Origin of the sequence: Sorangium sp. So ce363 (genome assembly GCF_051520435.1) — a bacterium.
Lineage (GTDB): Bacteria > Myxococcota_A > Polyangia > Polyangiales > Polyangiaceae > Sorangium > Sorangium cellulosum_B.
Map to the genome: position 1 here is coordinate 9,190,173 of NZ_CP150333.1, position 18,421 is coordinate 9,208,593.

Below are 18,421 nucleotides of genomic sequence, written 5' to 3' on the forward strand. Positions count from 1 at the left end.
GCGTCGGATCCCTGGAAGAGCCCCTACGTGGCGCCCAGGAGCGCGGGCCTCGAGGAGCGCGCGGACGGCCGCCGCGCCTCCAGCTCCTCCGCGACGCCGTGGATGGCGGCCTCGACGCGCTCGAGAGTCTCCTCGCTCATCCGGCCATGCAGGGGCAGGCAGACCTGGCCCGCGCAGAGCCGGTCCGTGTTCGGGAGGGCGGGGCCCGCGGGGAAGCAGTCCAGCGCGTGCAGGGGCGGGTAGAAGTACCGGCGCGCCTCGACGCCGCGCCGCGCGAAGGCCGCGATGACGTCGTCGATCGGGGCGTCGATCAACCCGACGCCGAGGTTCTGCCCGTTGGGGTTCACGCCCGGCGGGATGCGCTGGGTGCGGTACACCTGCGGGTGCCGGGACAGGGCCGCGCGCAGCCGGTCGAGGTACGTCCGCCTGCGGGCCAGCGCCTCCGGGAGCCGGCGGAGCGAGGAGAGCGCCAGGGCGGCGCGCAGCTCGTCCAGCTTGGCGTTCATCCCGGGGACCGACGCCGAGAGCGGCTGCGCGAGCCCGTGGTTGCGCAGCCGGCGCATCGCCGCGCTCACCTCGCGGTCCGGGGCGACGACCACGCCGCCCTCCGCGGCCACGAGGACCTTGGTGGCGTGCAGCGAGTAGGTCGTCGCGGTGAGGAGCGCCTCGGCCTCCCGGCTCGCCGCCTCGGTGCCCATGCCGTGCGCGTTGTCGTAGATCACGGCCGCGCCCGCGTCGCGGGCCTCGCGCGCGATGGCGGCGAGATCGGGCGGGACGCCGAACACGTTGACCGGGAGGACCAGCGTCGCGCCGTGCTCCGCGAGCAGGCGGCGCAGGTGCCCCGGATCCAGCGTCCAGGTCTCCGGGTCGATGTCGCAGAAGACCGGCTCGAAGCCCGCGTGCACCGCGGCGTTGAGCGTCGCGATGAAGGTGAAGGCCGGGAGGATCGCCTTGCCCCGCCGCACCGCCGCGGCCTCGATGGCCAGGCTGATCGCGACGGCGCCGTTCGAGACGGCCACGGCCTCCTCGACGCCGAGGAACGCCGCGATCGCCCGCTCGAAGCCCTCGGCGAGCGGGCCGCCGTTGCTGAGCCGCCCCGAGCGCAGGACGTCGGCGATCTGCGCCGCGATCGCGTCCGGCTCGTCCACCTGCGGCGAGACCATGGGGATGAAGGGTCGCTGGTCGCTCATGCTTGTCTCTCCGGACGAAGGCGCTGGTGGACGACGCGGCCGATGAACTCCGGGATGCCGAGCAGGTACCGCCGCCAGAGCCGCCGCGGCTCGACCGCCAGGCGGTAGAGCCACTGGACGTGGCTCCGGCGCACCCACTCGGGCGGGTAGGCGACGGCGCCCGCCACCTGATCCAGCAGCCCCCCCATACACCAGGTGGCGCGCACCTGGAGCGCCGCGAGGTGCTGGCTCACCCAGAGCTCCTGCTTGGGCGGGCCGAGGCCGACGATGAGCAACGCGGCGCTCGAGCCGTTGATCTGCCGGACCACCGCCGCCTCCTCCTCGGGGGCGAAGTACCCGTGGTGAACGCCGGCGATCCGGAGCCCCGGGCGCTCCGCGACCAGGCGGCGCGCGACCTCGTCGGCGATCCCGGGCGCGCCGCCGAGCAGGAAGACCGAGGCCCCGCGCTCGGCGCAGAGATCCACGATCCGGCCCAGCTCGATCGGGCCCACGTTGATCCGCTCCGGGCACGGCCCGCCCAGCAGGCGCGCCGCCCAGACCACCCCGATGCCGTCGGCGTACACGACGTCGGCCCGGGAAACGGAGGCGCGGTACGGCGACTCGCGCGCCGCCAGCGTGGCGCAGTACGCGTTGACGTAGGTGTAGTAGTCGGTCCTTTCGCGCTCCGCCCGCAAGGCCTCGTCCAGGCGGCGCAGCAGTTGCTCGAAGGAGAGCCGCGTGACGGGGACGCCGAGGACGTCGACCCGGGGCGCGATCGAGGGCGGAGCGACGGTCATGCCTCGCCCCTGGCCGGCGCCACCTTGTCCTGCGCGCTGATGAACGCGCGCGGATCGCTGACCGGGGCGCGATCGAGGACGGGCCGCGCCTCGTCGGTGCCGAACATCGCGACGTAGTCGCCGTGGAACCCGTCGCAGATGTCGCGGAGCGCGCAGCGCTGGCACCCCGCGCCCTTCTGGTAGCCGTTGTGCTCGACGCGGTTCAGCGCGTCGTGGCGGTAGGCGGCGTCGCGATCCCCGCGGCGGCGGAAGAGCCGGTAGGATAGCCCTTCCAGCTTCCTCATCATGGGGCCGAGCCGCGGGTCCGTGTCGGCGCGGAGCATCCGGCCCCGGAGGTCGATCGCGTCCGCCAGGCGGAGGAGCGGCTGCCGGAGCCGGCCGAGGCGGGGCCGCGCGCCGAGCGGGACGGGCGGCGACACCGCGCCGGCCCGCATCCGCTGCGGGCCCTTGTTGGTCCAGGTCCAGCTCGCGAAATCCCACTCGTGCGGGTCGTACGAGAGCTGCTGGTAATTGTACACCGACGGCCAGTGGCGCTCGGGGACGATGCAGTGGGGCAGGTACCTGACGTTCGCCTCCACGCCCGCTTGCGCGAGCACGTCCAGGGCCTCGTCGAGCGGGCCCCGCAGGTCGCCATAACGAGGCACGTTCTCCGCGGTGCGGGCGCCCTCCTTGCGCTGATCCGCGAACGGGTTGAAGGCGAGGAAGTTGACGGCGCGCGCCCCCAGCTCCACCGAGAGCCTCGCGATCGCCGGGAGCTGCGGCACGGCGAGCTTCGACATCACGCAGTTCACGCGGAACGGCACGTCGAGCGCGATGAGGTGGTTCAGCGCGCGCATCTGGCGCACGTGCGCGCCGCTCACGCCCACGGCCAGGTCGTGCGCCTTCCCGAGCCCCTGGACGCTGACCAGGAAGTCGGCGACGCCGGAGTCCTTGAACTGCTGCGCCTTGTCGCGCTTGTCGAGCACCAGCGCGTTCGTGATGAGCGTCGGCGCGAGGCCGATCCCGGCGCAGTACCGGATCAGCGCATGGATGTCGCGCCAGATGGTCGGCTCGCCGCCCTGGATGTCGATCGCGTCGTTCCCGTAGAACTCGACGAGGGTCCGGCAGATCTCCTGCGCCTTCTCCAGCGACATGAACGGGTGCTCGGGGTGCTCCTTGTCCTCGATCCGATCGAGGAAGTAGCAGAAGTGGCAGCGCAGGTTGCACGTCTGCCCGAGCCACAGCACGCCGCGGCGCGTGAGCTCTCGGGTCTGGCCGTGGGGCCGCGGCGCGGCGGCCGGGCGCGTCGCCGGCACCGCGAGGGCGAGGGCCCGCTCGAGCAGGATCTCCGGCGGCTCGATGTCCGCCGACACCAGCGACTCCTTCCGCCTGAGCTGCACCAACGAAACGTTGCCATCCGTGCTGGTCTTCACGTGGTCCTCTCCTCGATTGGATCTTTCACGCGCGGCGCGGCGCCCCGCCGCTCCACGTGACCGCCGACGGGAAGTTGAACCGCACCGCGATCGGGGCGATAGGGGAGCGGCATGCGCGCGCGGCGACCTCCGGTGAAGGATCTCCTCCATCCATGACGTCGCCCGCGCTCAGCGAGGACGCCCCGCCGCCGGCGAGGCGAAGCGTCTCGGGCAGCATGGCGCTGAAGACCGCGAGCGATCTCGTCTCGCGCGGCGTCCGCATGCTCCTCGCCGTCGTCGCCGCGCGGCTCCTGGGGCCCGCGGGCTTCGGCGACTACAGCTACGCCTTCGCCGTGGGCTTCCTGCTCGGCGAGCTCGCGGACCTCGGCCTGCACCTGTTCATCGCGCGGGAGGTGGCCCGCGATCCCGGCGCTCCCATCGGCCCGCTCGTGCGCCTCAAGCTCGCCGTGACGCTGGCCGCCGGCGCCGTCGGCCTCGTGGTCGGCCTCCTCGCGGGCGCGGCCTCGCCACGCCGGACGCTCGTGTGGCTGCTGACGGCCGCCTGGCTGATGGCCTCGTTCGTCGAGATGCTCAACCAGGTGTTCCGCGGGCACCAGCGGATGGAGCGCGAGGTGCTGGTGGCGGTCACCATGGCGGTCACGTCCTTCGGGCTGGGGACGGGCGCGCTGCTCTCGGGGCTCGGCGCGCTCGGCCTGGCGTGGGCCCTCGTCGCGGGCCACCTGGTCGCCCTCGCGCTGGCCCTGGCCCTCGCCGCCCAGCTCCTCGATCGCCGGCAGTGGTCCAGCGAGGGCGCGGCGCTGCCGCAGGGTTTCCTCCGTGAGGCCGGGCCGCTCGCGGTGGTGATGCTCGCCAGCCCCCTCTACTTCCAGCTCGATCTCCTGATGCTGGGCTGGATGAGCACCCCCCACGCGGTCGGCGACATGAGCGCGGTCCAGCGCATGATCGGCGGCGCCATGATGCTGCCGGGCGTCGTGCGCGCGGCGGTCTTCCCCGCCTTCGTCGCCAGCCGCTCCGCGAGCGCCCGCAGGCGCCTCGCCACGCTCACCTTCGTCGGGCTCATGGCCGCGGGCGCGCTCATGAGCGCCGTGGTGTGGTGGATGGGCGGGCCGCTCGTCCGGCTCGTGTTCGGCCCCGACTACGCGAGCGCCGTGCTGCCGCTGCAGCTCCTGACCACGGCGCTCGTGTGGATGGTGCCGGAGCTCGCCATCGGCCCGATGCTCTTCGCCGCGGGCCAGCAGCGCCCGTACGCGGCCCTCTGGACGGTCACCGTGCTCCTCATCGCGGCCGGGGACCTGTGGGCGGTGCCCGCGCACGGCGCCGCCGGCGCGGCCGCGGTGAAGCTCGTCGTCACGCTCGGCCTGGTGGCCGGCGAGGTGATCGTCCTCTTTCGCGTCAGGGACCACCTCGGGGCCTCCTGAGCGGCCGAGGAGCGGTCCTTTCACGGCGTCGTCGATCGCCCGGCGCACGGCGTCAGTAGCTCCCCACGCCGAAGAGCATGCGCAGCGGCGTGATCGCCATGATCTTCAGGTCGCCCCAGAAGCTGGCGTTGGTCAGGTAGTAGATGTCGAGGATGACGCTCTGGTCGAAGGTCACCTGGTTGCGCGCCACGACCTGCCACAGGCCGGTGATCCCGGGCCGGCCTTCGGTCCGGAGGCGGTGCCACGGCTTGAGCGCGTCGAACTCCGCCATCGGATAGGGCCTCGGCCCCACGAGGGCCATGTCGCCCGTGAGGACGTGGAGGAGCTGGGGGATCTCGTCGAGGCACAGCCAGCGCAGGACGCCGCCCAGCCGCGTGATGCGCGGATCCCTGGGGTCCTTGGGGATGACGACCCCATCGTCGCGCACGAAGCCGGGGATCTCGCCGCGGATGACCGAGAGCCGCGCGGCGTCGCCCCTGTCCTCGCCGTCTCGTCGCTGCGTCCGCATCGTCCGGTACTTGAAGAACAGGAACGGCTTCCCGCGCAGACCTGCGCGCGGGGCGACGTGGAACGGCCCGCCGGAGGACTCGAGGTGGATCAGCAGCGCGATCGTCAGCCACAGCGGCGCGCCCCCGAGCAGCACCGACAGGGCCACGAGCTTCTCGACGGCCCGGGTGGCCGCGGCGTCGAGGCCGCCCCGCTCGCCCGAGCCGAACCGGACCACCGGGAGCCCCTCCGCGGTCCGCTCCGACAGGCCGAGGCGCGCCGCGAGCCACTCGAGGTCCCGCGAGGCGATCGCGACCGCCTGCGCCCGCCCGCGCGCCCGCTGCAGCACCTCCCCCACCGCGTCGAGGCCCTCGACGACGACGGGGGCGCCCGGATCGAGCGGAGGAGGCGGCGCGGTTGCACCTTGAGGGAAGGACGTCGTTGCACAGGTCAAGAAAACCTCCTGGTGGTCTCCGGTCCGGCGTCGCGGCGGCTCCCCCGCCCTGCCGTCTCGCCTCAGCCCTCTCTCAGCTGCTCCCCGAACGCCCGGCGCGTCCGCCACCGCGCCCACGCCGGAAAGAGCTCTCCCACCACGCTGCGGAGGCGGAGCCGCAGCGGAGCGCCGCCCTGCGCCCGCGGCGCGCGCCAGAGCGCGGCCACGCTCTCGGCGACCCGCTCCACCGGGACGCCGCCGTCGTGCGGCCGGGACACCGAGCCCCGGCGCCGCCGCTCGTCCTCGTGCAGGCCCGTGTCCACCCACCCGGGGTGCACCTGGGAGACCCGGATCCCCCGGGGCGCGAGCTCGAGCTCGAGCGCGTCGCTCAGCCCGCGGACGGCGAACTTCGTGGCGCAGTAGACGCTCTTCATGGGCACGGCGCGGAACGAGACCTCGGAGCCGACGTTGATGATGTGGCCTCCGCCGTCCCCCATCGCCTGCGCCGCGTGCCGGCATCCGAGGATGACGCCGAGGAGGTTGGTGCGGACGATCGCCTCGACGTCCTCGAGCGCCATCTCGTCGAGGCGCCCGTAGCCCTCCCGGGCGGCGTTGTTGACGACGACGTCGATCCCGCCGAGGAACGCGCGCGCCGCGCCGAAGAAGGCGCGCTGGGAGGCGTCGTCGCCGACGTCCACCGTGCCCGTGCCGAGCCGGCGGCCGGCGACCTCGGGCGCGGCGCTCTGCTGCAACGCGAGGAGCGCGCGCTCGTCCCGCGCGCCGGCGAACACCCGGTGCCCCTCCGCGAGCGCGCGCGCGACGATGGCCCGCCCGATCCCGCGCGAGCCGCCGAGCACGACGATGGCGAGCGTCCGCTCAGGCACGCGCGACCCGCGCCAGCAGATCTCGCCCCAGGCTACGCGCGAGGAGCCGCTCGCTGCTCACGAGGTGCTGCTGGTTGAGCCACGGCGCCGCGCAGGCGAAGCAGCCGTGATCGCGCAGGTGCTCCCACGCGGCCCGGACGCCGACCTCGAGCACGCTCCTGGCGGGGAAGTCCGCGAGCCGCTGGTTGCACGGGTACATGCGGCCGTCGCCGTCGATGAAGGCGTAGTACCGGCCCGCGCTGCACGGGAGGTACTCGAAATGCTCCCGCCGCTCCTCCCGGGTGACGCGATCCCCGCCGTGGTGTTGCCACCAGCGCGCCATGTTCTCCCAGACGCGCTCGCGGAAGACCATCGGCGCCCCCCGGCGCTTGTGCTCGAGCAGCGCGTCCGCCAGGGCCTGCCGCTCGCCCGCGTCGAGGGAGTTGTCGCCGTGGATGCGCAGCTGCCGATCGGACTGCGGGGCGTAGGTCATGACGACCTCGAGCCGCGCGCCGAAGCGGCCCGCCAGATCGAGGAGCCAGGGCACCTGGTCCTTGTTCCGGCGGTTCAGCACCGCCTTCACGATGCGCGGAATGCCGCGCGCCTGGCACGCCTCGAGCGCGGCCATGGCCACGGCGAAGGTCCCCTGACCGCGGTTCAGATCGTTAATCGGCTCCGGGCCGTCGACGCTCACGACGATCGAGCTCAGGTTGGCGAGCTCGTCCACGCGCTCCTTGACGCGGAATCCGCTGGTGACCATTCCCACCGAGATCCCTCGGCTCACCGCTCGCTCGACGATGCGGCCGATGGATTTGTGCAGCATCGGCTCGCCGCCCGTGAGCGTCAGGACCGCCGTCCCCAGCGCCGCCGCCTCGTCCACGATCGCGAACAGCTGCTCGACCTTGAGCTGTCCGATGTCGTCGTGCCGGTGGTGGTAGTCGCCGTAGCAGTACTCGCAGCTCAGGTGGCATCGGTTGGTGACGCACACATCCACCCAGATGGGACGCGCTTCGCGGGCGAGCTTTGCGCGGACGAGCGAACCCAGGTAACGAGGTGAGCGGTGCACGCGCTGCATGATAAGGAACTCGCCTCCAGATGTCATCCGGTCTTTGTAACTACTATTTCCTATGGTAAGGGGTTTTCGACCAATCACGGCGCCACGGCCCAGAGCTTTACCGAACAGCGCGTCAAGGAGGTATTTTTCCGATGAGTGCGAGCAAGCGAATCCTGGTCACGGGTGGGGCTGGTTTCCTCGGATCGCACCTCTGCGCGCGGCTTCTGGCCGACGGGCACCACGTGATCTGCGTCGACAGCATGGTGACGGGGCGTGACGAGAACCTCGGGCCGCTGCTGAAGAACCCGCGGTTCGAGCTGCACCGCTGCGACGTGAGCGAGCCGCTCCGCTTCGAGGTCGACCAGATCTACAACATGGCCTGCGCGGCGTCGCCCGTGAAGTACCGGGCTGATCCGGTGCACACGCTCAACACGAACGTGTTCGGCGCGATCAACGTCCTCCGCCTGGCGCAGGAGCTGGGGGCCCGGGTCCTGCAGGCCTCCACCTCCGAGGTCTATGGCGACGCGCTCGTCCACCCTCAGCACGAGGACTACTGGGGGAACGTCAACCCCATCGGGCCTCGGGCCTGCTACGACGAGAGCAAGCGGGTCGCGGAGACGTACTTCTGGGAGTACCGCCAGACCCGCAACGTCGATACCGTCATCGTGCGCATTTTCAATACCTATGGCCCGAACATGGACCGGAACGACGGCCGGGTCATCGCCAACTTCGTGGTGAAGGCGCTGCGCGGCGAGGCGCTGGAGCTGTACGGCGGAGGCCACCGCACGCGCTCGTTCTGCTTCGTCAGCGACCTCATCGAGGGGCTGGTTCGCGTGATGAACGCCAAGGACCTGACCGGGCCGGTCAACCTCGGGAATCCGGCCGAGACGAGGATGCAGGACCTCGCCGAGCTCATCATCCGCAAGACCGGCGGGCGCGCGAAGCTGACGATGAGCGATGCCCTCATCGACGATCCCCAGCGGCGCAGGCCCGACATCTCCCGGGCCACCGAGCTGCTCGGCTGGCGTCCGGTGGTGGATCTCGACTCGGGCCTCGATCGCACGATCGACTGGTTCCGCCCGCGCGTCTGACGTCCGGCGAGGCCGGAGCGTCCCCTCGAATTTTCCGGGGAAAGTTCACAGGGAGGCGGGGAGACGGGGAGTAAATTCCCATCAACCTCCCCGTCTCTCCGCCTCCCTGTTCAACTCCCCGCTAAGATGCCAGCAAATTGAGGGGATTGGTCAGCCGGCGATGGGGATAGTCGCCCTGCCGGGACGGGCGCTCAGCCGCCCTTCGACGGGAGGCGGCCGGAGGTGGCCATGACGCGCCCGCCGCGGCCGGCGCTGACGTCCGCCAGGATGCGATCGCGCTGCGCCCGGATCCGCTCTCCGAGCACGCGGTGGATCGCAGCCCTGAGGGCCATCCCTCCGAGCCCGCGCGTGACCGCGAAAGGCCCCGGCGCCGATCTCAGCCGGTCCAGGAGGATCCTCGGCGCCGACTGCGCCGAGAGCAGGCGGGCGCCGTCGCGCCGGTAGAGCTCCGGGTAGCTCGAGCGGAGCTGCTCTCTCGCGGCGGCGTTGCGCGCCAGCGCGCGGACCACGTCGGCCATGCTGTCCACCTCGAAGTGGATGGGCGCCTCGGGGACCACGACCAGCGCGTCGCCGGCGACGAGCGCCGTGAGCCACGAGTCCTCGGTCACGAGGTCGACGGGCAGCCGAGGGAGCGCCCCCGCAGGCAGGAGCCCACGATCGGCCATCACCGCGCCCAGCCGATCGCGATCGATGGCGTAGAGGCGACCGGAAATGTAGTCCTGACCGAGGCTGGTCGTCAGCAGGCGGAGGACGGTGCCGAGCGGCGGCGGCGGCGCCCCGCGCGGCTGCTCGAAGGCCGCGGCGACGGCGGCGCGCGGAGAGCGCTCCAGGGCCCGCAGCAGGGCCGAGATGGAGCCCTCGGCCGGGCGCACGTCCGCGTCCGTGAACACGAGGCGACGGTTGCGCGCCCGGGCCACCAGGGCGTTCCATGCGTTGTTCTTTCCGAGCTCGCTCTCGATGACGGAGAGCCGCGGCTCCCGCCCCCGGAACGCCTCGACGACACGCTCGGTGCCGTCCGTGCACCCGTTGAGACAGACGAGGATCTCGTCCACCTCGGGGCCGAGCCGCGACAGCTCGGTGAGGGTCGCCTCGATGGTGCGGACTTCGTTGTACGCCGGCAGGCAGATGCTGGCAGCCATCGACTCCGACGCATACCACCACGCCGGCTCGGGTGTCACGCGGCGCGCGCCGCGCGGGATGGCCACCCAGGAACTGACGATGCCGGCGATGCCGGCGATGCCGACGACGATGTCAGCGGCGCCGACGACGCTAACGATGCCGGCGCGTCCGCAGCCATTGCACGAATTTTATGCTTGGGGAAGGCTCCTGATTATGTTAGCGTGAGAACAACCCCGCGTGACTACAAAGTCCGCCGGAGGTTCGCGCCGTCGCGCTGGTTTCGCGCCTGACGTCATCGTGATCCTTGGGTGTGCCGGTCCAGGCGCGGCGCTGAAGGGAGAGCTTATGCACAGGCTTTTTGCGTTCGTGCTGGGTAGCACGGTGCTTCTGGGAGCCTCGTCGCCGGCGCATGCAAAGCGGCCGGTCCTCGCCGAGGGGTCGCCGATGCACGGCACCAATGGGATGAATGTGGGGCCGGATGGTCGGCTGTACGTCGCGAGCTTCCTTGGCAATGAGATCGCCATCGTGAACCGCAAGAGCGGAGCCATCGTGGATCGGCTCGACGCGTCGGACGGGATCGATGGCCCGGACGACCTCACGTTCGGGCCGGATGGCTCGCTCTACTGGACCTCGCTCATCCCTGGCAATGTCGTGCGGCACGCGCCTTCCGGCGAGATCACCCAGCAGTTCGTCGCGCCGGGCGTCAACCCCATCACGTTCTCCGATACGGGGCGGCTCTTCGTGGCGCTCGACTTCTTCGGTGACGGGCTCTACGAGGTCGATCCGGAGCTGTCGGCTCCGCCGCGCCACATCGCGAGCAACCTCGGATTCCTGAACGGCATGGACTGGGGGCCCGACGGCAGGTTGTACGGGCCGATCTGGACGCAAGGCAGGGTGATCAGCATCGATGTGGACTCCTGCACCGGCGCGGTCGACCCGGAGGTGGAGTGCGACCTCCAGACGGTCGCGGACGGCTTCTTCATCCCCGCGGCGGCCAAGTTCGACGGGCTCGGCCGGCTCCACGTGGTCGATCAGAACGGCGAGGTCGTGCGGATCGACATCGAGACGGGCGAGAAGGAGGTCATCGCGGAGCTCACGCCGGGGCTCGACAACCTCGCCTTCGACCCGCAGGGCAATCTCTACGTGTCGAGCGCCAGCGACGGCTTCCTCGTCCGCATCAGGCCGAGCGGCCAGGTGCGCACGATCATGCCGGGCGGCATGATCATGCCCGGCGGCGTGGCCGTGACGACCGAAGGAGGGGCCGAGTCGGTCTATGTGGGCGATCTGTCGTCGCTGCGGAAGTTCGATGGAGACACGGGGGCTCCGCTGGGCGTCGAGCGGTCGTTCCTCGGCCAATCGGAGTTTCACGCGCCTGCCACGGTGTCGGCGGACGGCTCGAACCTGATCTTGACCGCGTGGTTCAGCAGCGTGGTTCAGACCTACGACCCGGCGACGGCGACGGTCCTCGAGACGTACAGCAACTTCGTCTCGCCGCTCAACGCGGTCCGGTTCCAGGGCGATCTCGTGGTGGCCGAGCTCGGCGCGGGGCCGGGCGCGGCGCGCATCGCCCGCCAGACGGGCGGCGGCCCCGTGACGCTCGCGCCGATGACCGTGCCCTCGGGCCTCGCGGTGTCGGGAGGCGACCTCTGGGCTGCCGACTGGGCCACGGGCCAGATCCTCCATGTGGCGGCGGGGGGCGTGACGCTCTCTCCGCCGCTCGTGGTGGCCGACGGCCTGGATCAGCCGGAGGGGATGGCGGTCGATCTGGACGGCACCCTGCTCGTCGTGGAGGTCGGGAAGCGCCGCCTGCTGCGCGTGGACCCGTCGACGGGGGACACCTGGGTCGTGAAAAAGCACCTCAAGGTGGGGCTCGAGGCGGTCACGGGGACGGTGCCGACCTACGCGTTGAGCGGCGTCGCCGTGGGCCCGTCAGGGACGATCTATGTCTCTGGCGACAAGGACAACGTGCTTTATCGATTCTGACGTGGCGCGGCCGCCTTTCATCGGGCTCTGATCGCGGCTCGCGGCGTTCCGGCGCGAGCAGCTCGTCCAGCTGGTCCTGCGCCGCGAGGACTGGTCGGGCGCGAGGCGCGCGGTCAGGAGCACCTCCGGGTCGACCTTCTTCTGCTCGGCGTAGGCCTGGGCCTCGTCGAGCCAGACCAGCACCTGGGCGAGTATGCGCGCCATCTCCGGCAACGAACTGTCGGAAAGGCTCATGCTCTTCTCCCTGCTCGTGAAGCCAGTCGTCGCTGTCCTTCGACCCGCGGCCGCCGCGCGTCAAGCCTGCGTGCGGCGTCATGGCCGGCACCTGGCACCGACGCAGAGATCGCGGCCGCTGCGCCCGACAACGTCTTATGTCCGAGCACCTCGCCTCCACTCGTTGGGATCCCGCGGCGGAGCATGAACGTGAACGTGCTGCCCCCGCCGAGCAACGAAGATGGCATGACCAGAGACTTTGAGGGAATGGATTCAGTGTCATTCAAGCCCAACCGAGGCGCTTCGACCGCCTCGATCATCGCGGCCGTCCTGGCCTCCACGGCGTGCGAGCCGGCTGTGCGCGGAGGCGCGGTGGACGACGGCGGCGCTGGAGCGGAAAGCGCTCATGGCGCGCTCGGCGATGGCAGCGCAGGCGACTGCGACTCCGTGAGCGGCAGCGGAAGCGACGGTACGGGCGGCGGCGGCAGCGTGGTGGGCAGTGGCGGCGCGGGCGGTAGCACCGGTGAGAGCGGTGGCAGCGTAGGCGGTGGCGGCGCGGGCGGTAGCACCGGTGAGGGCGGTGGCAGCGTAGGCGGTGGCGGCGCGGGCGGTAGCATCGGTGACGGCGGCAGCGGCGGCGCGGGCGGCAGCGTGCCAGGCACGTGCGTCCCGGGCTCGGTCCTCGCATGCTACTCCGGCCCCACCGGGACCGTTGGCATCGGGGCATGTGAAACCGGAACGCAGACCTGTCGCTCCGATGGCCTCGGCTACGGCCCCTGTACAGGTGACGTGACGCCCGTCGCAGAGCGTTGCGTCACGCCGGTGGACGAGAGCTGCGACGGCGTGCCTCATTGCCCTCGGTTCCCGCCGTGGGCGCGGGGATACGGCGGTCCAGGTCAGGACAACGGCCTGTCCATCGTGAGCGACGCCTCGGGCAACTATTACGTCTCGGGCGACTTCGAAGGAACCATTGACTTCGGCGCCGGACCTCTGACCAGCGCAGGGGAGTCGGACATCTTCCTGCTCAAGCTCGATCCTTCTGGCTCGGTGATCTGGAGCAGGCGCTTCGGGACCGAGTTCGAAGACGAGAGCGCCACCATGACCATCGATGCAAGCGGAAACATCTTCCTCGCTGGCCTCTACGGCGGCTATGTATATCCTTGGGAACCGGGCCCAGATTTCGGAGGGAATCCCATCACGGCCGCTGAGGGCGCCGCGCTCTTCATGGTTCAATTCGATCCCGAAGGCAACCACATCTGGAGCAACGGGTTCCAGGCCGGCATATCCGGCGCCTTCCCCGGGAAGGTAGCGCAGGTCGCCGTCGATGGCGCCGGCAATGCATACGTGCTCTACAGTCTCACCGATCACACGTACACTCTCCACGATACCACCTATCTAGCGAAGGTGAGCACCGGAGGTGTCGCACTTTCCTGGCGAGAGACTCTGTCAGGAGACGTCGTCAATGGAGCAGCAAGCCTCGCGATCGACAGCGCCGGCAACGTGCTCGTGGCGAACGAGAGCCCAACGACCGAGCTGCACCCCGGTCCGCTCGAGCTCACCGTCTCCAAGTTCGCGCCGACAGGTGTCCTGTTGTGGCGACGATCGTTCGCGTCCAGCTCGACCGACGGATCCGCGGTGGCAGCGGCCGCCTCGGTGGTGGTCGACGCGGCGGACGAGGTCGTCGTGACGGCCTTCACGGACGGGACCATCGACTTCGGCGGCGGCGTGCTTCCCGAAGGGCCCGTGCTCGTGAAGCTGGATGCTGCAGGCCAGCATTTCCTCAGCCGCTCGGTTCGCTTCGGCGACAAGATCAGCCTGGATCACGCGGGTGGATTGTTCGCCGCCGGGCACGGCCTCGCCAAGCTCGACGCGAGCGGAACGGAGCTCTGGTCGGTCGACTTCGATCCTCTCGTGGAGGATGTCGCGATCTCACCGAATGGCACGGTTGCGATCACCGGAAGCATGCTCGGACCGGTGGACTTCGGGACCGGCCCGATCCCCTATACGGCGGATCGCGATGTCTTCGTCGCCACGTTCAACCATGTCTGCGACGACGGCGAGGGCGATTGCGAAGCTGCGGGCGGCGGCGGCGCGGGTGGCAGCTCCGGTGAGGGCGGCGGCGGCGGCATGCCAGGCTCGTGCACGCCGGGCTCGGTCCTCGTCTGCTACACTGGCCCCGCCGGGACCGTTGGCATCGGCCAGTGTGCTACCGGGACGCAGACCTGTCGCTCCGATGGCCTCGGCTACGGCCCCTGTACAGGTGACGTGACTCCCGCTGCGGAGCGCTGCGCCACGCCGGTGGACGAGAGCTGCGACGGTGTGCCTCATTGCCCTCGGCTCCCGCCGTGGGCACGGGGATACGGCGGCCCTGACTACGATAGTGGCAGGTCCATCGTGAGCGACGCCTCGGGCAACTACTACGTTTCGGGTGACTTCGTAGGAACGGTCGACTTCGGCGCCGGACCTCTCACGAGCGCAGGGGGATCCGACATCTTCCTCCTCAAGCTCGATCCCGCTGGCGCGGTGATCTGGAACAGGCGCTTCGGGACCGAGTTTTACGATGGGAGCGCGACCATGACCGTCGACGGAAGCGGAAACATTTTTCTCACCGGCGTCTACGGCGGCGATCTAATGCCCTTTAAGCCAGGCCCGGATTTCGGCGGGGGCCGGATTCCGCCAGCCGAAGGCTCCGCACTCTTCGCGGCCCAACTCGATCTCGAAGGCAATCACGTCTGGAGCAACGGTTTTTTTGTCGGAGTCCCCGTATTCACTCCTTGGAGAGTGCAGCGGACGGTCGTCGATGGCGCGGGCAATGTGTACATGCTCTACCTCATCGAGGAGCGCTACCATCTGGCAAAGGTGAGCGCCGGAGGTGCCGCCCTCCTATGGACAATAGGCTTGCCAGGATACTACGGCCACGAGGGAGGAGGGGGCGGCCTCGCGGTCGACAGCGCCGGCAATGTGCTCGTGTCGACCGGAACATTCTACAACGGCATGAACCTCGGCTGGGGGGATTTTACCGTGTCCAAGTTCGATCCGGCGGGCGCTCTGCTGTGGCGACGGGAGTTCGCTTCCAGGTCGCTTGACCCATTGCAGTGGGCCTACTCACTGGCGGTCAATGCGGCGGACGAGGTCCTCGTGACAGGTATCACGGATGGAACCGTCGACTTTGGCGACGGCGAGAGTTTGACAACCGTGCTGCTCAAGCTGGACGCTGCAGGGGGGGTTGTCTTCAGCCGCTCGGTTCCCTTCTACGAAAGGATATTGCTCGATCCTTCCGGCGGAATGTTCGTCGCAGGGGCCGGCGGGCTCGCGAAGCTCGACGAGAGCGGGACAGAGCTCTGGTCGGTCGACTTCGAGCCGCTTGCGGGCACTTTCTCCAAGATTACGGTGGAGGACATCGTCCTGTCTCCGAACGGCACGGTCGCGATTGTCGGCTCGACGTACACGCCAGTGGACTTCGGCACCGGCCCGATCCCTTACGCGGGGCGTGACGATATCTTCGTCGCCACGTTCAATCCCTGACGACACCGTTCCATCGCACGCTCCGGCAGCGCGCGAGGTGTCGCGCGAGGTGCGGGGGAGCATCGCTCCCCTCGCCTGGATTGCTCCCGCCCATGGCATCCCCACGTCGAGCGCTTGAATGGGACGGGCAGAGCCGGCATCGAAGCTGGGCGTAACCATGGATCCATGGAGGACGCATGACCATGCCCCACGCGCTCATCGGTTTGGCGGTTCTATCTTTGACATCCCTCGCGACAACGGCGGCTCTCGCGCGAGTCTCCATGAGTCGAGAGCCCGAAGCTCACCGTGGTGCAGCGCGAGAGGATAGCACGCGTAAAGCCATTCCGACCTGTCGATAATTTCCCGCCAACGACCGGCGGTTGACATAACGTACAAAAGGTACGGATCCACTGATCCGCCTACAACAACAAAAAAAAACAACAGATCCAACGAGCTCACTCGGCTGTGTAATACTGTCTCCACCACGCTGGCTCACTGGGGCAAGGGACTGATGCGCCAAGCCGTGGCCGCAGTACTTCAGTGGACTTACCGACAGGATCGGATCAATCGCATACATGCCTTCGTCAGGGTCGACGACAGGCGCTCGGAGCGTGTTCTTGAGCGCAGCGGGTTTGTGCGCGAGGGCTGCCTGAGCAGTTATCGTGCGTGTCGTGGGCAACCATACGACTTCTACATCTACGGTTTGCTGCGCTCGGATTGGGCGGCCGCGCAACAACAGGTTGGAGCGGACGAGGCGCGACGATGATTGAGGATGGACGCGCCGGCCCAGCGATGATCGCGGCTGGGGCCGCCCAACAATGACTTGGTGCTGGTGGTGCACCCGGGCCGCGCCGCGCGGCCCGGCGCCCCGCAGCACAAGCCCCAACCGTTAGCCGGAGTGAGCAACGGCCGTAGCTATCGAATTTGCCAACGTCATCCTGCGCAAGAGCGCCCTGGAACGTCACGCTCCGGGAGGCATAGGTGCCCTTGCGCAGCGCCCGCTTCCGAATTTTGCTGAAGACGAACACCTGGTGCGGATCGGCTTCATGTTGACATCCGATGACGAGGCGCTGATGTCGAAGGTCGAGGCGCTCGCCTTGCCATCGTTCGGGCTGGAGGGAAACGTCGCACTCATCCAATGGAACGTTCTGCCGTATCCTGCGTGGCTCACGGTGGGCGTGGTTGATGAAAATGCCGTCTGCTGGCTCACGGGAATGCCTCCCGGGCCAGTGGTTCATTCTGATCACAGCAGAATCCTCCTGTGCTCGAGCATCACGGAAATCCGTGTGCTGGAGGTGCTGCGCGCGGCGGCAGATGTCTCACGTGCAGAGCCGGACGCAAACGGCGATATACGCCTGACATGCGGCCGTGACGACGCGCGCCGATGACCGTGCCCTCGGGCCTCGCGGTGTCGGGCGGCGACCTCTGGGCCGCTGACTGGGCCACGGGCCAGGTCCTCCAGGTGGTGTTCGGGGGCGTGACGCTCTCTCCGCCGCTCGTGGTGTCGCGCGGCGCCACGCCCTGGTTACACCGTGCCCGCGGGCGGATAGCTGCATGCGGCCCGTGGAGTGCGAACCTCGGTTCGCGTAAGCTCGCGGGCTGCATGCCCACCCCGACGCTGACACGAAAAGATCTCAACCGGGCCACGCTCGCGCGGCAGATGCTGCTCGCGCGGGAGCAGACCTCGGCCGTCCACGGGATCGAGCGGCTGATTGCGCTCCAGGCCCAGCTGGCGCGGCCGCCGTTCATCGGGCTCTGGTCGCGGCTCGCGGCGTTCCGGCGCGAGCAGCTCGTCCAGCTCGTCGTGCGCCGCGAGGTCGTCCGGGCGCCGTTCCTGCGCGGCACGCTGCACCTCGTGAGCGCAAGGGACTACCTGGATCTGCACCCGGTCATCGCGCCGGTGCTCCACGCCGGGATGCGATCGGTCCTCCGCGAGCGCGCGGACGCCCTCGACGTCGCTCGGCTGGTCGCCGAGGCGCGCGCGTACTTCGACGCGGAGCCGCGGACCATGGACGAGCTGCGCGACCACCTGGCCGAGCTCCACGCCGGCGGCGACGTGCGGGCCATGGCCCTCGCGGTTCGCATGCACCTGCCGGTCGTCCAGGTGCCCGGCGAGACCCCATGGGGATACCCGGGAACGGCGGACTTCGCCCCGGCGGCGTCCTGGCTCGGCAAGCCGCTCCGCGACGGCGGCGCGCCGCAGGCGCTCGTGCTCCGTTACCTCGCGTCGTTCGGCCCGGCGACAGCGACCGATGTGCAAACGTGGTCCGGCCTGACCCGCGTCAAGGAGGTGCTCCACGCCTTGCGAGAGCAGCTCTGCGTGTTCCGCGACGAGCGGGGCCGGGAGCTCTTCGACCTGCCCGACGCGCCGCGGCCGCCCGCGGACACCGCCGCGCCGGCCCGGTTTTTACCCGATTACGACAACCTCCTGCTCGCGCACGACGACCGCACGCGGGTCATCGCGGACGAGCATCGCCCGCGGATCGTCATGTCCGCCAACCTGCGCATCCTGCCGACGTTCCTCGTGGACGGCTTCGTGGCCGGCACATGGACGATCGAGCGGAAGAAGGCCACGGCCGCGCTCGTGCTCGAGCCGTTCGAGGCGCTTGGCAAGGCGGCGCGCGAGCAGCTCGCCGAGGAAGGGGAGGCGCTCCTCCGATTCATGGAGGAGGACGCCGGCACGTTCGAGGTGCGCTTCGGGAAGGCGGGAGCCGCGAAGGCGCCGGCTGCGCGGGCGAAGGCGAAGAGCGGCGCAGCCGCGAAGGCGCCGGCTGCGCGGGCGAAGGCGAAGAGCGGCGCAGCCGCGAAGGCGCCGGCTGCGCGGGCGAAGGCCAAGGGATGAAGCACCCAGCGTCGCATCGACGTGGCTTCCCGGGCGA

The 18,421-nt window shown here is 70.0% G+C and carries 15 protein-coding genes; 7 read left to right on the top strand and 8 right to left on the bottom strand.

Features of this window, described 5'->3' with window-relative positions:
• Positions 1–23: 23 nt before the first annotated feature.
• The 3 genes from WMF12_RS34615 to WMF12_RS34625 are packed head-to-tail and all read right to left on the bottom strand — an operon-like array spanning position 24 to position 3,378.
• Positions 24–1,190 carry a DegT/DnrJ/EryC1/StrS family aminotransferase gene (locus WMF12_RS34615; RefSeq protein WP_437852269.1) on the bottom strand — a complete coding sequence of 389 codons (1,167 nt, stop codon included), beginning with the start codon at positions 1,188–1,190 and terminating at the stop codon, positions 24–26.
• Complete coding sequence (locus tag WMF12_RS34620; protein WP_437852270.1) at positions 1,187–1,966, bottom strand: WecB/TagA/CpsF family glycosyltransferase; 780 nt, start codon at positions 1,964–1,966, stop codon at positions 1,187–1,189. The genes WMF12_RS34615 and WMF12_RS34620 overlap by 4 nt, the downstream gene beginning before the upstream one ends.
• Entirely contained in the window at positions 1,963–3,378 is a 1,416-nt protein-coding gene (locus WMF12_RS34625) for a radical SAM protein (protein WP_437740958.1), read from the bottom strand. Before WMF12_RS34625 ends, WMF12_RS34620 begins: the two co-directional genes overlap by 4 nt.
• A gap of 152 nt (positions 3,379–3,530) precedes the next feature.
• On the opposite strand from WMF12_RS34625, the gene WMF12_RS34630 reads away from it, so the two are divergent.
• Complete coding sequence (locus WMF12_RS34630) at positions 3,531–4,796, top strand: oligosaccharide flippase family protein (protein ID WP_437852271.1); 1,266 nt, start codon at positions 3,531–3,533, stop codon at positions 4,794–4,796.
• Between the two features lie 52 nt (positions 4,797–4,848).
• Here WMF12_RS34630 and WMF12_RS34635 read toward each other — a convergent pair whose 3' ends face one another.
• From WMF12_RS34635 to WMF12_RS34645, 3 genes are all read right to left on the bottom strand, one after another.
• On the bottom strand, positions 4,849–5,736 hold the full coding sequence (locus WMF12_RS34635) for a sugar transferase (protein WP_437852272.1): 888 nt from the start codon (positions 5,734–5,736) through the stop codon (positions 4,849–4,851).
• A 62-nt stretch (positions 5,737–5,798) separates the two neighbouring features.
• A complete protein-coding gene (locus WMF12_RS34640; RefSeq protein WP_437852273.1) occupies positions 5,799–6,599 on the bottom strand; it encodes an SDR family NAD(P)-dependent oxidoreductase in 801 nt (266 codons plus the stop codon).
• Complete coding sequence (locus WMF12_RS34645; RefSeq protein ID WP_437852274.1) at positions 6,592–7,680, bottom strand: radical SAM protein; 1,089 nt, start codon at positions 7,678–7,680, stop codon at positions 6,592–6,594. Before WMF12_RS34645 ends, WMF12_RS34640 begins: the two co-directional genes overlap by 8 nt.
• 104 nt (positions 7,681–7,784) lie before the next feature.
• Here WMF12_RS34645 and WMF12_RS34650 point away from each other — a divergent pair, with 104 nt between their 5' ends.
• A complete protein-coding gene (locus WMF12_RS34650) occupies positions 7,785–8,723 on the top strand; it encodes a UDP-glucuronic acid decarboxylase family protein (protein WP_012239298.1) in 939 nt (312 codons plus the stop codon).
• A gap of 191 nt (positions 8,724–8,914) precedes the next feature.
• Here the strand turns inward: WMF12_RS34650 and WMF12_RS34655 are convergent, their stop codons facing one another.
• Positions 8,915–9,862, bottom strand: a complete 948-nt coding sequence (locus WMF12_RS34655) for a glycosyltransferase family 2 protein (RefSeq protein ID WP_437852276.1) — start codon at positions 9,860–9,862, stop codon at positions 8,915–8,917.
• Between the two features lie 424 nt (positions 9,863–10,286).
• Between WMF12_RS34655 and WMF12_RS34660 the strand changes: the two genes are divergently transcribed.
• Positions 10,287–11,825 carry a hypothetical protein gene (locus tag WMF12_RS34660; RefSeq protein WP_437852277.1) on the top strand — a complete coding sequence of 513 codons (1,539 nt, stop codon included), beginning with the start codon at positions 10,287–10,289 and terminating at the stop codon, positions 11,823–11,825.
• Here the strand turns inward: WMF12_RS34660 and WMF12_RS34665 are convergent.
• Complete coding sequence (locus tag WMF12_RS34665) at positions 11,772–12,059, bottom strand: DUF1993 family protein (RefSeq protein WP_437852278.1); 288 nt, start codon at positions 12,057–12,059, stop codon at positions 11,772–11,774. The genes WMF12_RS34660 and WMF12_RS34665 overlap by 54 nt on opposite strands.
• A 183-nt stretch (positions 12,060–12,242) precedes the next feature.
• On the opposite strand from WMF12_RS34665, the gene WMF12_RS34670 reads away from it, so the two are divergent.
• From WMF12_RS34670 to WMF12_RS34685, 4 genes are all read left to right on the top strand, one after another.
• Positions 12,243–15,563, top strand: coding sequence for a hypothetical protein (locus WMF12_RS34670; RefSeq protein WP_437852279.1), 3,321 nt, complete (start codon positions 12,243–12,245; stop codon positions 15,561–15,563).
• Positions 15,564–16,029: 466 nt separating this feature from the next.
• Positions 16,030–16,308 carry a GNAT family N-acetyltransferase gene (locus WMF12_RS34675; RefSeq protein ID WP_437873919.1) on the top strand — a complete coding sequence of 93 codons (279 nt, stop codon included), beginning with the start codon at positions 16,030–16,032 and terminating at the stop codon, positions 16,306–16,308.
• A gap of 265 nt (positions 16,309–16,573) precedes the next feature.
• Positions 16,574–16,930, top strand: a complete 357-nt coding sequence (locus tag WMF12_RS34680) for a hypothetical protein (RefSeq protein ID WP_437852280.1) — start codon at positions 16,574–16,576, stop codon at positions 16,928–16,930.
• The gene (locus WMF12_RS34685; protein ID WP_437852281.1) at positions 16,927–18,384 is read left to right on the top strand and encodes a winged helix DNA-binding domain-containing protein; all 1,458 of its coding nucleotides are present in this window, start codon (positions 16,927–16,929) and stop codon (positions 18,382–18,384) included. Before WMF12_RS34680 ends, WMF12_RS34685 begins: the two co-directional genes overlap by 4 nt.
• Positions 18,385–18,421 lie beyond the last annotated feature (37 nt).